We start from the raw sequence: 14,783 nt of genomic DNA on the forward strand, positions 1-14,783 counted from the left end.
AGCCTGGCATATCCCTTCGCGAACGGCTTATAGTTTGAAATCCGGCCTTTATATGGAGCGCGGCCGACAGCCGGCGATGCGCCGGAGCTTGACGCAATGGTGAAATGCCACTATGGAACGCCAACTTTTCCAAAGGCCGCCTGACCGAGACCGCGCGCCGCCTGGCGCGGGCAGAATGGTTTGGCAGGTTTAGAAACTGAAGGTTAGACAAATGTCCCGCACCTGCGAACTCACTGCCAAGGCAGTTCAGACCGGCAACAATGTGAGCCACGCCAACAACAAGACCAAGCGTCGCTTCCTGCCGAACCTGGTCAATGTGACGCTGATTTCCGAAGCGCTGAACCAGAACGTTCGCCTGCGCATTTCGGCCAACGCCCTGCGTTCGGTCGAGCACCGCGGCGGCCTCGACGCCTTCCTGGTCAAGGCCGACGTCAAGGAACTGTCGCAGCGCGCGCGCCTGCTCAAGAAGCAGATCGCCAAGAAGCTGGCCGAGCAGTCGGCGGCTTAAAGCAGCTTTCAGGCGGGGGACGACCGCCTCGAGCACCGGCCAGACCGGTGCTCGGAATAAGAGCGAGCGTCGGCATGACGCTCCGCTGGTTCCATTACCCAGGATAAAAAAATGAACTTCCTGACGCGATACCTGCCCTTCGTGGCCGCCATGGCGCTTGTCGTCGTGGCGTCGAATATTCTCGTGCAGTTCCCGATGCAGGGCGAGATCGGCGGCCTGGCGCTCGCCGACGTGCTGACCTGGGGCGCCTTCACCTATCCTTTCTCCTTCCTGGTCACCGACCTCGCCAACCGCCGCTATGGCCCGGCCGTGGCGCGCAAGGTGGTGTTCGTCGGCTTCATGACGGCGGTGACCTGCTCGATCCTGATCCCGCCMTTCCTCTTCCGCCACGGCCTGATCGCGTTCGAGACCGCCGCCGACCGGCTGGTGCGCATCGCCGCCGCTTCCGGCGCCGCCTTCCTCACCGCGCAATTGCTCGATGTCACCGTCTTCAACCGGCTGCGCCGGCAGAGCTGGTGGCGGGCCCCGATCGTCGGCACGCTGGTCGGCTCGGTGTTCGACACCATCGTCTTCTTCGGCGTCGCCTTTTCCGCCGCCTTCGCTTTTGCCGGCCCTAATGACAGCTTTGCGCTGGAGACCGCGCCGCTGATGGGCATACTGCCGGTCGAGACGATGCGCTGGGTGTCCTGGGYGCTCGGCGACCTTTCGGTCAAGCTGATCATCGCCGTCGTGGCGCTGATCCCCTACCGGCTGCTCGCCGCGCGCTGGAGCCAGCCGGYGGTCGCGGCCGGAGCATGATCCCAAAAAGTGGGACTCGGTTTTTGGAAAAGATCATGCTCCAAACGGAAAGAGAGAGCATGATCCCAAAAAGTGGGATCCGGTTTTTGGAAAAGATCATGCTCAAACAAAAAGAGAGAGCATGATCCCCTGGGTTCAGCTTGATTCCGCCCGCACGCCCGATGGCGGCCAGGAACTACGCCTGAAGCAGCGCGGCGATGAATTCTCCATCATGCTCGGCGCCAACGAGCTGATGAACAGTCGCCTCAGCGGCTCCGAGGAGGCTCTCGCCAGGCTTTCCTGCGAGCGGATCRCCGGCCGCAAGCGGCCGAGGCTCCTCATTGGCGGGCTCGGCATGGGCTTCACCTTGCGAGCCGCCCTCGCCGCGGTCGATCGCGACGCCGCCGTCACCGTCGCCGAACTTGTCCCTGCTGTCGTCGCCTGGGCGCGCGGCCCGATGGCTAAAATCTTCGACGGCTGCCTCGACGACCCCCGCGTCACGATTCAGGAAGTCGATGTCGGCCAACTGATAAGGGCAGACAAAGGCGCCTGGGACGCCATCCTGCTCGACGTCGACAACGGCCCCGAAGGCATCGTCTACAAGGGCAATGACACGCTCTATGGCGCGGCCGGTCTCGCGGCCGCGCGCGCCGCCCTGACGCCCGGCGGCGTCCTGGCGGTCTGGTCGCAAGGGCCGGACAGCGGCTTCACCCGGCGGCTGAAGCAGGCCGGCTTCTCGGTCGAGGAGATCAACACCCGGGCCAACGGCAAGCGCGGCGCCCGCCACGTCATCTGGGTTGCGACCAACCGGCCCTGACGCTTTCAGCCACAGCCGCGGCGGCTTTACGCTTTGTTACGGCCGATGATGCAGGATGGCGAAAAATCTCCAGAGTGGTTCGCCGTTTCACGGAAGCGGCGAACCACCCTATCTCTCTGTTTTGACGCAATTCCTGACGGAAAACCGTGTCACACTTTTCCTGGAATTGCTCTAAGGCATAGCAACCAGCATGACCGTGCAAGGCACCGGTTGGAAAAACGATCTCGTGCTCGCGTTGTGCGCCACGCTGGTGGCGCTGACGATCAATGCCGTTTCCGGCTTCCCCACGCTTGCGAATTATGGCGCCGACAATGACAGCATGCTGCGGCTGGTCGAGGTCCGCGACCTGCTCGGCGGCCAAAGCTGGTTCGATCTCCATCAATACAGGATGGGCACCTCGGGCGGCTTCGTCATGCACTGGTCGCGGCTGATCGACACGCCACTCGCGCTGATCATCATGGCCTTCGATGCGCTGGGCGCCAGCCCCGCCACCGCCGAACGCGCTGYGCAGATCATCTGGCCGACCCTGCTCTACGGGTTGACCATATTCGTGCTGATGCGCGCCTCGCAGCGCTTCGCCGCCACGAACGTCGCGATGCCGGCGGTCATCCTGTCGACGGCGGGGCTCTTCTTCCTGGTGATCTACAGCCCGGGCGTGRTCGATCACCACAATGTCCAGCTGCTGCTGACGGCGGCCAGTCTTTGGTTTCTGATGGAGGCRCCCTCCTGGCGGCCTGCTGCCCTTCTGTCAGGCATTTGCGCGGGCCTTACGCTAGCTGTCGGCATGGAGACCGCTYCCTATGTGGCGGTGCTCGGCATCTGCGCCGCGGTCCTGTTCATCCTCGACGGCAAGGAGYGCATCACGGCGTGGGGTTTTGGCCTTGGGTTTGCCGGCATCGCCTCCCTGGTCTTCGTGGCGACCGTCCGGCCGGCCGACTGGGGCGTGGCCCAATGCGACGCCTTCTCATCCTTCCAGTTCGGGGTTGCGGCGCTTTCCGRCTTCGGTCTCGCGATCGCCACTGCATTGACCGCCTCGACAGTTCGGGCGCGGCTGGTTTCGATGCTGGCRCTTGCAGCGGTGATCGCGGCCGCCGTGATTGTGTTCTTCCCGCAATGCCTGTCCTCGCCCTATGCGGACATGGACGAGCGCATCCGCACCTATTGGCTGGCCGACGTGGTTGAAGCGCAGCCCTTCTGGAGCGTCGCCATCCACCAGCCGAAGCTGATGGCGGCGCGCTACGTGACGCCCTTCATCGCGAYCCTGCTGATCGGCTTTCAGTTGCGGAGCCGTGGCCTGCGCCGCGAGGAAATTCTCGCCGCCATCCTGCTTGTCGTCGCCTTTGTCGTCAGCCTCTGGCAGGTGCGCGGCTCGACCTTCTCCGTCGCCTTCGCCGTGCTGCCGCTCTCGGCCTGGATCGCGAAAACCCGCCTGYGGGCGGACACGGCACCCTCATGGCGCCTTTCCGCCGGCATCGTCATGGCGTGGCTGGTCTCGCTCAATGCGACCTGGGCCGGGGTCGCGGTGGCGGCGCAATCCATGGTCCAGAAGGCGCCGCAGCGGATCAATTCCGATCCCGACCATGCCGTGACTTGCGGCAAACCCGGCGACTTCCGCGATCTTGCCGCCATGCCGGCGACGACGGTGCTTGCCTCGTCCAATCTCGGCTCGGGAATATTGGTGTTCACCCACCACCGGGCGCTGGCCGGCCCTTATCACCGCAATGTCGGCGGCAATCTGGCGATGCTCGACGCGTTCATGGGGGGCCCGGACGCCGCCCGCGCCGTCATCGAGCRCGAGCATGTCGGGCTGATCGCGATYTGCCGCGGCAACACRGAAGAGATATCGCTGGGCCTGGACGCGCCGAATGGCCTTGCCGCGGCGTTGCTGCGGGGCGACCTGCCGACATGGCTCGAATTGGACCAGTCTACCGCGGGAAAGCCGATCGAGATCTACAAGGTCCGCTGAATATCGGCCCGCGGCCATATCAGCATCGTCGACAGCGCCCCTCGCAACGTGCTGGTTTTGCGCCGATGCAACGTCATCTCGTGATTTAGAAAACCGCGATTGAAGCCAGTCCCGTGGATCATTGCAATCCAGCCTGTGCTTTGGTTAGCATTCCGCGCGGCCAGCGATATATCTATTCAAGAAATTTGGATTCGGGGTTCTTTGGATTGGGGAGAGGATATCCATGTCGGCCATAGACGGCGCGGTGGCGCCAGCATCAGCCAYACAAACGCTGCAGCATGTTGTCTCGCACATGGTGGATGCCGTGAACCGCGCCGCCTTTGTGGAAACGCCTTTCTGGCATCTGGAAATGACCGACGTTTTCCCGGCGGACCTTTATCGGCGCATGCGCGCCGCCATGCCCGAGGCGCGCGAGTATCGTGCGCTCAAGGGGCGCAACAATGTGAATATCAAGGCGGACGGAACCGCGACGCGGATCAAGATCGACCTCTACCCCGAATATATCCGCCATCTGCCTGACGAGAAACGTGCCGTCTGGGCCCTGGTCGGCAAGGCGTTGCATGCGCCGGAACTGAAGGACGCATTCATGCGCCGCCTTGCCCCGGGCCTGGAGCGCCGGTTCGGCGCGGACTTCATGAAGGTCGGCATGTATCCGGTGCCGATGCTGACGCGCGACGTGGCCGGCTACAAGATCGGCTTCCACACCGACACGAAATGGAAGGGCATCACGGTTCAGTTCTATTTGCCCGAGGACGACTCGATCAACCACATCGGCACCCGCTTCGCCGAGCGCAAGCCGGACGGACGTTTCGAGAAYTCGCACCGGATGTCGTTTTCCCCGAATACGGGCTACGCCTTTGCGGTCGGYACCGACACCTGGCATGCGGTCGACACCGTCGGACCGGAAGTCCGCACCCGCGACAGCATCCTTCACACCTATTTCGTGGACAACACCGCGACGCTCAAGATCCGCAACCGGAGCAAGCGCGCGGCCAATTTCGTGATGAACGAAGTCCGCCACGTCGGCCGGTAGAGCAATTCCAGGAAAAGTGTGAGCGGTTTTCCGCCCGGAATTGCGTAAAAACAAAGGGATAGAGCGGTTCGCCGTTTCCGTGAAACGGTGAAACGCTCTAGYCTCGGCCGCTGGCGCCCACCGGCACGGCTGAACCCATGCCGGCCGGTCTGCTTAGTCCTGGTGCAGGATGAATTCCAGATAGAGGTTGCGCTGCAGGATCGAATGGTTGTCGTCCGACACCAGCGACACCATCAGCGCGCCGTCGTCGCGGGTCCAGACGTCCAGCCCTTCCATATTGTCGATCTGGTAGCCCATGTCGGCTTCCATCAGCACCGGTCCGTCGGCGACCGCGCCCTTCTCGACGCTTTCGCCATAGATGCGCCGCAGCCGCATCTTCACCCCGCGGGCGATCGAGAAGCTGCGCTCCAGGAGCAGCAGATCGCCGTCCGGCAGGAAGGCGCCGTCGGTTATGTCGAAACCGCYGTCGCGCCTGATGGTGAAGACGCCCTTATGCGGCCCCTCGATGACGGCTGCATAGACATTGCCTGATGTGTCGAGGCTCCTCTCCGAGACCACGACCAGGCCGCCCTCGTGCTGCCCATAAGGATCGGCGTGGGCAACGGTCTCGAAACCGCGGTTCTGGCGCAGCTCCTCAGCGGGGACCAGGTAATCGAGCTGCCTGACCGGGGCTTTCATATTGTCGGGATCGATCTTGAACTGGGCGACGCGCTGGTCGCGCTCGAAGCCGACGGTGGCGATGCCGTCCTTGACCGCGAGCCCTTCCGCATCGACCTCCCATTTGCGGTCGATCGGGCGGCCCGAGGCGTCGACCATCTGCTGCATGCGGAAATTCGAAACACCCGACGGTCGCTTGCCGGCGTCATGCGTGATCGTGCCGAAGAACCAGAAGCCGGTGTCGGCCACACCGATGAAATCGCCGCCCGGCTTCAGGAAGCGAAAGGCCGACAGCGCGCCGAAATCGCGCGCCGGCGAGGTCATCTCCAGCCCGCCGACGAATTCGAGCGGCCCGAACCGCGTCTCGTCATGGCCGACATGGAACTGGCTGATCGGCCGCGCCGAAATCTCGACCGTCTCGACGGGAGTTCCCGGGGCGGCGATGACCGGCGAGGCGCAGGTCAGCATGCAGGCGAAAAGCATCCGCCGCGCACGCCGCCCCGAAAAGATCATCCGGCGCGCCGCAAKCCGCCGCGCCGCGTGTCGCGCGCGCTTTCCTCGCCGAACAGCGAGGCAAGCTGCTCGGTCATGGCGCCGGCGAGCTCCTCGGCATCGACGATGGTGACGGCGCGGCGATAGTAGCGCGTGACGTCGTGGCCGATGCCGATCGCCAAAAGCTCGACCGGCGAGCGCGTTTCGATCAGCTCGATGACCGCCCGCAGATGCCGCTCCAGATAGTTGCCCGGATTGACCGAGAGCGTGGAATCGTCGACCGGCGCGCCGTCCGAGATCATCATCAGGATCTTGCGTTGCTCGGGCCGGCCGATCAGCCGGTTGTGCGCCCAAAGCAGCGCCTCGCCGTCGATGTTTTCCTTGAGCAGGCCCTCGCGCATCATCAGACCGAGATTGCGCCGAGAGCGCCGCCAGGGATGGTCGGCGGATTTGTAGATGATGTGGCGCAGGTCGTTGAGCCGGCCGGGATTCGGCGGCTTGCCGTCCTTCAGCCATTTCTCGCGCGCTTGCCCGCCTTTCCAGGCGCGGGTGGTGAAGCCGAGGATCTCCACCGAAACGCCGCAGCGCTCCAGCGTGCGGGCCAGGATGTCGGCGCAGGTCGCGGCGACCGTGATCGGACGCCCGCGCATAGAGCCCGAATTGTCGAGCACCAGCGACACCACGGTGTCGCGGAACTTGGTGTCGCGCTCCTGCTTGAAGGACAGCGGCTGCATCGGGTCGATCACCACGCGCACCAGGCGCGCCGGATCGAGATAGCCTTCCTCGAGGTCGAAATCCCAGGAGCGGTTCTGCTGCGCCATCAGCCGGCGCTGCAGCCGGTTGGCCAGCCGCCCGACGACGCCTGAAAGGTTGGCGAGCTGCTTGTCGAGGAAGGCGCGCAGCCGGTCGAGTTCCTCTTCCTCGCACAGCTCTTCCGCCCCCACCGTCTCATCGAAGGCGGTGGTGAAGACCTTGTAGTCGATTTCTTTCGGGAGGTTGAGGAACGGGTTGTCGTTGCGCTTGGCCTCGCCCGGCGTCTCGGCGTCGGAATCGTCCTCGTCGGACAGGTCGTCCGAGGTGGCGTCGGTCGCCTCTGTTTCGGCCGACTCTTCCTCGTCGGCAGAGGCTTCGGCATCTTCCGACTGCGACTGCTCGGAGCCTGAATCCTCCTCGCCGCCTTCCTCGCTCTGTTCCTCGCCCTGCTGCTCGTTCTCTTCGTTTTCCTCCGAGTCGTCGGTCTCCTGGTCGTCGCCGAGCTCCTCGGCCATTTCCATGGAGACCAGCATGTCGCGCACGACGCGGGCAAAGGCCTGCTGGTCCTCGAGCTTGGCCGACAGGCCGTCGAGATCGGCGCTGGCCTTCTCCTCGATCCAGGGGCGCCAGAGGTCGACCAGCCGCTCGCCGCTCTTCGGTACGGGCCGTCCGGTAAGCTTTTCGCGCACCATCAGCGCGACCGCCTCTTCGAGTGGCGCGTCCGCCTTGTCCCTGACGTCGACAAGGTTCGCCTTGGCGTATTTGTCCTCGAGCATCGAGCCGATATTGTCGGCAACGCCCTGCATGGCGCGGCTGCCGATCGCCTCAACGCGGGCCTGTTCGACCGCATCGAAGATGGACCGCGCGAGCTTCCCTTCCGGCGCCAGCTTGTTGTGGATGCGCTGATCGTGGCAGGCGCGCTTCAGCGCCATGGAATCGCCGATGCCGCGCGTGATCGCGATGTCGTTGCGCGAAGCCTTCTTGGGCAGTTCGGGCAGGCGCGCGCGATTTCCCGCCAGCGCCGGGCGGTCCTTGGCGAAGCCGACCTCGAGGTCCTTGTCGCCGGCGACGGYACGCATGCATACCGTGACGGCGCGCTTGAAGCTGTCGGCTTCAGACCCGTTCTTCGGCTTGTTGCGCGTGTTGTCGCCCGGACCCGCCATCGATCATTCCCTGCGCGTTTTCATGCTGAAAGGCTTGGAGGCCTTTCAGCGGCGCGCCTAACCCAGCACCACGTTGGCGGCGCTCTCCGGCAAATCCTCGCCGAAGGCGCGCTGGTAGAACTCGGCCACCACCGAACGCTCCAGCTCGTCGCACTTGTTGAGGAACGTCAGCCGGAACGCCATGCCGATATCGCCGAAGATCTCGGCGTTCTCGGCCCAGGTGATGACGGTGCGCGGGCTCATCACCGTCGACAGGTCGCCATTGATGAAGGCCGAGCGCGTCATGTCGGCGACGCGCACCATCTTGTTGACGATGTCCTTGCCCTTGTTGTCGCGATAGTGCTTGGCCTTGGCCAGCACGATGTTCACTTCATTGTCGTGCGGCAGGTAATTCAGCGTGGTGACGATCGACCAGCGGTCCATCTGCGCCTGGTTGATCTGCTGCGTGYCGTGATAGAGGCCGGTGGTGTCGCCGAGACCGACCGTGTTGGCGGTGGCGAACAGCCGGAAGGCCGGGTGCGGACGGATGACGCGGCTCTGGTCGAGCAGCGTCAGCCGACCCGACGATTCCAGAACGCGCTGGATGACAAACATCACGTCCGGACGGCCGGCGTCATATTCGTCAAAGCAGAGCGCCACATTGTGCTGATAGGCCCAGGGCAGGATGCCGTCGCGGAATTCGGTGACCTGCAAGCCTTCCTTGACGACGATGGCGTCCTTGCCGACGAGATCGATACGGCTGACATGGCTGTCGAGGTTGACGCGCACGCAGGGCCAGTTGAGCCGCGCCGCCACCTGCTCGATATGCGTCGACTTGCCGGTGCCGTGATAGCCCGACACYATGACGCGGCGGTTGTAGGCAAAGCCGGCGAGGATCRCCAATGTCGTCGCCTTGTCGAACAGATAATCCGGGTCGATGTCCGRCACATGCTCGGTCGCCGCCGAATAAGCGGGAACGACCATCTTGGACTCGAAACCGAATTTCTCCTTCACCGACACCGTCGTGTCGGGCAGGTTGGCGATGTCGCGATCGACCTTGTTCATCACTATCAACGTCTCCACGGGCGAAACGCCCCGTTTCGCCGGCWATCGATTTTGTCCGGGGGCGGTCTTAGAGCCTTTTCCAACCTTATGAAAGTTGGAAAACGACACGAACCGTAGGGCCGCTCAGCACAATCCTGCCTGCTTGAGCACGCGATAGGCCTGGAGCACATCRCGAAACCGGTCTTCCGAACCTCTGTCGCCGCCATTCGCATCYGGATGGTGGCGCTTCACCAGTTCCTTATAACGCGCCTTGATGTCCTGGCCAGTCGCCTTTGTGTCAAGGCCAAGCGTTTCCAGTGCCTTGGCCTCAAGCGGCTTTGCCTTGCGCTCGCGCGGCTCGCGCGCGCCTGAGCCGAACAGATTGAACGGATCGCGCATGCGGTTGTAGTAGCCGGCGCGACCCGAACGCTGCTGCGCGAAATCCGGCGCCGAGCGCGTCCCGCCTCCATTGGCGCCCATGCGCCATGTCGGCCTGTGGCCGGTCAGCGCCTCTTTCTGGAAGCGCGCGATCTCGCTGTCCGACACGCCGGAGAAGTAATTGAAGCCCTTGTTGTATTCGCGCACATGCTCGAAGCAGAAACGGAAATACTCGCCCTCCTTGAGGCGTCCGACCGGCGCGCGATGCGTGCCGGCCTCGTTGCAGCCATCCCACTGGCAGATCGGGGCGCGCGACTTCAGCTCCGCGTCCTTCTCCGGCCGGATTCGAATTTTCTCGAAATATTTGGGATACGCTTTCATCTCCCCCATTTATGGGCTGTTCGCACGTGCGAAACAAGAATTGACATTTCGCCGATGATCGCCCTAACCGCTGAATCGCGGCTTAAAAGCGGTCGAAATTCAAGATTTTGCGGCTGTGCCGCAGATGTGGGGAAGGGAAGCTCGAATGTCCATACAGTCGACGATGGAAAACAAGCTGAAGGCGGCGTTTTCGCCCGAAAGGCTCGCCGTCATCAATGAAAGCCACCTCCATGCCGGCCATCACCACGCCGAGCACGGCCATGAGGCCCATTTCGACGGCACCGGCGAGACGCATTTCCGCGTCCGCGTCATCTCGGCCGCCTTTGCCGGCATGAGCCGCGTCGACCGTCACCGCGCCGTCAACGAACTGCTTGCCGACGAATTGAAAGCCGGCGTGCATGCTCTGGCGATCGAGCCGGCCGCGCCCGGCGAGAAGACGCGCTGGTAGTCAACCGACGGTCGCCTTGAGGAACGTCAAGGCGGCCGCGGTCAAGGCGTCGCCGTCCTGGCCGAAATCGCGATCGATCGACATATGCGTATAGGCGCTGCCGTCGAACAGCGTGACCTTGGTTCCCGCGGCGCGCAGGCGTTTCGCGAAAGCTTGCGACTCTTCGCCTCGCCCGGACGCACGCGAATAAGCGATGAAGGTCGGCGGATGCTTCCTGCCGTCGACATAGCTCGCCGGCGACAGCGCGGTCCATTGCGCGGGATCGGAGAAGGCACGCGCATAGGCCCGGACCATGCCGCCATCCCTGGAAAGCGCGGCAAGATCATAGGCCCGGGTGTCGTCGAGAAGCAGGCCGGCGACGCCAGGCAGGCCRCCTCGCATGCCGGTCAGCGCGACCAGATGGCAGCCGGCCGAATGGCCCATGCCGACGATGCGGTTCGGGTCGCCGCCATGCCGGGCGATATTGGCGCGCACATAGGCGTAAGCTTTTTCGACGTCGCTGGCCTGGGTGGCGACATCGGCCTGCGGCAACATGCGGTAATCGATCGAGACGAAGACGAATCCGTTGGCGAGCAGGAAGCCCGGCTTGGCGCCGACCTGGCTGCGTTTGCCGAACCGCCAGGCGCCGCCATGGACGAAGAAGACCACCGGCAGGYTGTTTGCGCCGTCCGCGGCATAGATGTCGAGCTTGGCCGGACCGTAATCGCGGGTTTGCGGTTCCGGCTGGACCGGACGCCCGGCGGCTGACGCACCCGCCGGCAACAGCCCCGCCAAGGATCCCACGATGAAACTGCGTCGATTGATCATCGCCATCTCCGGCCAGGTTGCGCCGCGGCGCGGACGAATGYTCGCCACGCGCCTCGCTTACGGACCAAAAATGACAAMTTTCGGTGCGAAACCAAATCCGCTCCTTGACCGTCCGCTGGCAATCACCACGTATGTTGATAGGCGAGCAGTTGCGGCCGAATCGGGGTGGCCCGAAGGCCAATGCCGGAGTGCATTGTGCGCTCTTCCTTCACGCGAAGGGAACAACAATGCTTTCCGGCGGTTGATGAAGCGATGAGCCGATTGGCAGCCTATCGGCTCCGAGGCAAAGCATCATGCGCGAGAACCAATCCGACGTCTTCGATCTGTTTTCGGAGATTTATTCCAACGYGGCCCAGGAAGAGATCAGCCTCCAGCAATATTTGCTGGCCTGCCGCGAGGACAAATCCATGTACGCCTCAGCGCCGGAGCGCATGGTCGAGGCGATCGGCGAGCCGAACCTGGTTGATACCAGCAAGGACGAGCGGCTCGGCCGCATTTTCTCCAACCGCACCATCAAGATCTATCCCTCCTTCTCCGACTTCTACGGAATGGAGGATACGGTCGAGCGCATCGCCGGATATTTCCGCTACGCCTCGCAGGGCCTCGAAGAGCGCAAGCAGATCCTCTATCTTCTCGGCCCGGTCGGCGGCGGCAAGTCCTCGCTCGCCGAACGGCTGAAGAAGCTGATGGAGGAGCGGCCGATCTACACGCTCAAGGTGGGCAACCAGATCAGCCCGATCTTCGAATCGCCGCTCGGCCTTTTCCATCCCGATCGCATGGGCGATCTGCTGGAAGACAAATACGGCATCGCCCGCCGCCGCCTGAACGGGTTGATCTCGCCCTGGGCGGCCAAGCGCCTCGACGAGCTGTCGGGCGACATCTCCAAATTCAGCGTGGTCAAGCTGTCGCCGTCGCGGCTGCGCCAGATCGCCATAGCCAAGACCGAGCCCGGCGACGAGAACAATCAGGACGTCTCGGCCCTGGTCGRCAAGGTCGACATCAGGCAACTGGAGAATTTYAGCCAGTCCGACCCGGACGCTTATTCCTACAGCGGCGGCCTCAACCGTACGACGCAAGGCCTGYTCGAATTCGTCGAGATGTTCAAGGCGCCGATCAAGGTCCTGCATCCTTTGCTGACCGCAACCCAGGAAGGCAGCTACAACGGCACCGAGAATTTCGGCGCCTTCCCCTATCAGGGCATCGTCGTCGCCCACTCCAACGAGTCGGAATGGCAGCAGTTCAAGAACAACAAGAACAACGAGGCCTTCCTCGACCGCATCCTCGTGGTCAAGGTTCCCTATTGCCTGCGCATCACCGAGGAACGGCACATTTACGAGAAGCTGCTGCGCGAGAGCGAGCTGGCGAACAGYCCCTGCGCGCCCGAGGTCCTGGACATCCTCAGCCGCTTCACCGTCTCGACACGTCTTGCCGAACATGAGAACTYRCCACTCTACACAAAGATGCGCGCCTATGACGGCGAGAACCTCAAGGAGGTCGATCCGAAGGCGAAGTCGGTCCAGGAATATCGCGACGCCGCCGGCGTCGACGAAGGCATGACCGGGGTCAGCACCCGCTTCGCCTTCAAGATCCTGTCGCAGACCTTCAACTACGACACCAAGGAGGTTGCCGCCGACCCGGTGCACCTGATGTACATCCTCGAAGAGGCGATCAAGCGCGAGCAATTCCCGAAGGAAACGGAAGCCGCCTATCTCGAGTTCATCAAGTCGGAACTCGCGACGCGCTATGCCGAGTTCATCGGCCACGAGATCCAGAAGGCCTATCTGGAATCCTACAGCGAGTACGGCCAGAACCTCTTCGACCGCTACATCGCCTACGCCGATGCCTGGATCGAGGATCAGGACTACAAGGATCCCGATACCGGCCAGATCCTCAACCGCGAGGTGCTGGACAAGGAACTGTCGCAGGTCGAGAAACCCGCCGGCATCGCCAATCCCAAGGACTTCCGCAACGAAGTGGTCAAATTCACCTTGCGCGCGCGGGCGCGCAACCATGGCCGCAATCCCTCCTGGACGAGCTATGAAAAGCTTCGCGAGGTCATCGAGAAGCGCATGTTCGGCCAGGTCGAGGACCTGTTGCCGGTGATCAGCTTCGGCTCTAAGCAGGACAGCGTCACGGAGAAGCGGCACAATGAATTCGTGCAGCGCATGGTGGAGCGCGGCTACACACAGCGGCAGGTGCGACGGCTGGTCGACTGGTACATGCGCGTGAACAAGRCCGGCTGAACAAAGCCGGGACGGTTCCATGCCGATCTTCATCGACCGCCGCCTGAACCCGAAGGACAAGAGCCTGGGCAATCGCCAGCGCTTTCTCAGGCGCGCGCGCGAGGAGCTCAAGCGCAGCATCCGCGACCAGGTCCGCACCGGCGGCATCGCCGAGGTCGACCGCGAGCATGCCGTCCCGATGCCTCGCAAAGGCACCAGCGAACCGACCTTCGGCGACGACAGGGCAAGCGGCCGGCGCCAGCACATTCTGCCCGGCAACAGGACATTCAGCCCCGGCGATCTTATCGCCAAGCCGGGCGGCGGCGAAGGCTTTGGATCCGCCCCGGGGACCACGGAATCAGAAGACGACTTCCGTTTCGTCCTGTCGCGCGAGGAAGTGCTCGACCTCTTCTTCGAAGATCTCGAACTGCCCGATCTGGTCAAGCTCAACCTCAAGCAGATATTGAGCTACAAGCCGAGGCGGGCAGGTTTTGCAGCAAGCGGGGCGCCGACCAACATCAATGTCGGACGCACGATGCGCAACAGCCATGGGCGGCGCATCGCACTGAGGCGCCCCAAACAGGCCGAGATTGACGCGATCGCCAGGCAGATTGCCGAGCTGGAAGCGAAGCCGGCAAGTGCCGCGTTGCGCGAACGCATCGCCACCCTGCGCGAACAGTTGGAGCGGCTTGAGCGCCGGCGCAGGCGCATTGCCTATGTCGACCCGGTCGATATCCGCTTCAATCGCTTCGATCCCCAGCCCGTGCCCAATGCGAATGCGGTCATGTTCTGCCTGATGGACGTCTCCGGTTCGATGGGAGAGCGCGAGAAGGACCTGGYCAAACGCTTCTTCGTACTGCTGCATCTTTTCCTGACGCGCCGCTACGAGCGCATCGAGGTCGTCTTCATCCGCCATACCCACGAARCCAAGGAGGTGGACGAGCATACGTTCTTCTACCACACAGAAAGCGGCGRCACGGTCGTCTCCACCGCGCTCGAGGAAATGCACCGCATCATCGAGGAACGCTATCCCGTCGCCGAATGGAACATCTACGCCGCCCAGGCCTCCGACGGCGACAATTTCGCCACCGACTCCGAGCGCTGCATAGAACTGCTCGACCGCAAGCTCATGCGGCTTTGCCAGTATTTCGCCTATGTGGAGATCATCGACGAGCGGGAAAGCCATATTTTCGGCTCCACCGAGAACGGGACGTCGCTCTGGCGCGCCTACAACGCCGTCGACGGGAAATGGCCGAACTTCCAGATGAGGCGCATCGCCGCGCCRGCCGACATATATCCGGTCTTCCGACAGCTCTTCGCCAGGCAGCCTGATCTGCGCAAGAGCGCTTGAGGACTTC

The 14,783-nt window shown here is 63.3% G+C and carries 13 protein-coding genes; 8 read left to right on the forward strand and 5 right to left on the reverse strand.

The features are described from left to right. The first annotated feature begins 211 nt into the window (after positions 1 to 211). The 5 genes from rpmB (at position 212) to LCM4576_RS18590 (ending at position 5,101) form a co-directional block, all read left to right on the forward strand. Positions 212 to 508, forward strand: coding sequence for a 50S ribosomal protein L28 (gene rpmB / locus LCM4576_RS18570; protein ID WP_040989302.1), 297 nt, complete (start codon positions 212 to 214; stop codon positions 506 to 508). A gap of 111 nt (positions 509 to 619) precedes the next feature. Continuing rightward, on the forward strand, positions 620 to 1,306 hold the full coding sequence (locus LCM4576_RS18575) for a queuosine precursor transporter (RefSeq protein WP_071033685.1): 687 nt from the start codon (positions 620 to 622) through the stop codon (positions 1,304 to 1,306). A gap of 121 nt (positions 1,307 to 1,427) precedes the next feature. Next, on the forward strand, positions 1,428 to 2,102 hold the full coding sequence (locus LCM4576_RS18580) for a hypothetical protein (RefSeq protein ID WP_071033687.1): 675 nt from the start codon (positions 1,428 to 1,430) through the stop codon (positions 2,100 to 2,102). A 190-nt stretch (positions 2,103 to 2,292) separates the two neighbouring features. After that, positions 2,293 to 4,068 (forward strand): polysaccharide biosynthesis protein GtrA, encoded by a 1,776-nt coding sequence (locus LCM4576_RS18585; RefSeq protein WP_071033689.1) that lies wholly within the window; start codon positions 2,293 to 2,295, stop codon positions 4,066 to 4,068. A gap of 223 nt (positions 4,069 to 4,291) precedes the next feature. Beyond that, positions 4,292 to 5,101 carry a hypothetical protein gene (locus tag LCM4576_RS18590; protein ID WP_071033691.1) on the forward strand — a complete coding sequence of 270 codons (810 nt, stop codon included), beginning with the start codon at positions 4,292 to 4,294 and terminating at the stop codon, positions 5,099 to 5,101. Between the two features lie 153 nt (positions 5,102 to 5,254). On the opposite strand, the gene LCM4576_RS18595 is transcribed toward LCM4576_RS18590, so the two are convergent. From LCM4576_RS18595 to LCM4576_RS18610, 4 genes are all read right to left on the reverse strand, one after another. After that, on the reverse strand, positions 5,255 to 6,271 hold the full coding sequence (locus LCM4576_RS18595; protein WP_071033692.1) for an esterase-like activity of phytase family protein: 1,017 nt from the start codon (positions 6,269 to 6,271) through the stop codon (positions 5,255 to 5,257). After that, entirely contained in the window at positions 6,268 to 8,166 is a 1,899-nt protein-coding gene (gene cobT / locus LCM4576_RS18600; RefSeq protein ID WP_071033694.1) for a cobaltochelatase subunit CobT, read from the reverse strand. The genes LCM4576_RS18595 and cobT overlap by 4 nt, the downstream gene beginning before the upstream one ends. Positions 8,167 to 8,223: 57 nt before the next feature. Beyond that, positions 8,224 to 9,210: a cobaltochelatase subunit CobS gene (cobS, locus tag LCM4576_RS18605; RefSeq protein ID WP_071033696.1), complete on the reverse strand. Its 987-nt coding sequence runs from the start codon at positions 9,208 to 9,210 to the stop codon at positions 8,224 to 8,226. 123 nt (positions 9,211 to 9,333) lie between these two features. Then, positions 9,334 to 9,957, reverse strand: a complete 624-nt coding sequence (locus tag LCM4576_RS18610) for a J domain-containing protein (RefSeq protein ID WP_040989310.1) — start codon at positions 9,955 to 9,957, stop codon at positions 9,334 to 9,336. A gap of 136 nt (positions 9,958 to 10,093) precedes the next feature. On the opposite strand from LCM4576_RS18610, the gene LCM4576_RS18615 reads away from it, so the two are divergent. Then, on the forward strand, positions 10,094 to 10,396 hold the full coding sequence (locus tag LCM4576_RS18615; protein ID WP_071033698.1) for a BolA family transcriptional regulator: 303 nt from the start codon (positions 10,094 to 10,096) through the stop codon (positions 10,394 to 10,396). Here LCM4576_RS18615 and LCM4576_RS18620 read toward each other — a convergent pair whose 3' ends face one another. Next, positions 10,397 to 11,203, reverse strand: coding sequence for an alpha/beta hydrolase (locus LCM4576_RS18620; protein ID WP_071033742.1), 807 nt, complete (start codon positions 11,201 to 11,203; stop codon positions 10,397 to 10,399). Between the two features lie 293 nt (positions 11,204 to 11,496). On the opposite strand from LCM4576_RS18620, the gene LCM4576_RS18625 reads away from it, so the two are divergent. Together LCM4576_RS18625 and LCM4576_RS18630 are read left to right on the forward strand one after the other, a co-directional pair. Continuing rightward, complete coding sequence (locus LCM4576_RS18625; protein WP_071033700.1) at positions 11,497 to 13,446, forward strand: PrkA family serine protein kinase; 1,950 nt, start codon at positions 11,497 to 11,499, stop codon at positions 13,444 to 13,446. Positions 13,447 to 13,465: 19 nt separating this feature from the next. Then, entirely contained in the window at positions 13,466 to 14,776 is a 1,311-nt protein-coding gene (locus LCM4576_RS18630; RefSeq protein WP_071033702.1) for a YeaH/YhbH family protein, read from the forward strand. The last annotated feature ends 7 nt before the right edge of the window (positions 14,777 to 14,783 follow it).

Origin of the sequence: Mesorhizobium sp. LCM 4576 (genome assembly GCF_001854815.1) — a bacterium.
Classification (GTDB): Bacteria; Pseudomonadota; Alphaproteobacteria; order Rhizobiales; family Rhizobiaceae; genus Mesorhizobium; species Mesorhizobium plurifarium.

Excerpts from the sequence above, each read along its gene's own strand:
- LCM4576_RS18615 (WP_071033698.1), top strand. The coding sequence starts at position 10,094 with ATGTCCATACAGTCGACGATGGAAAACAAGCTGAAGGCGGCGTTTTCG.
- rpmB (WP_040989302.1), top strand. The coding sequence starts at position 212 with ATGTCCCGCACCTGCGAACTCACTGCCAAGGCAGTTCAGACCGGCAAC.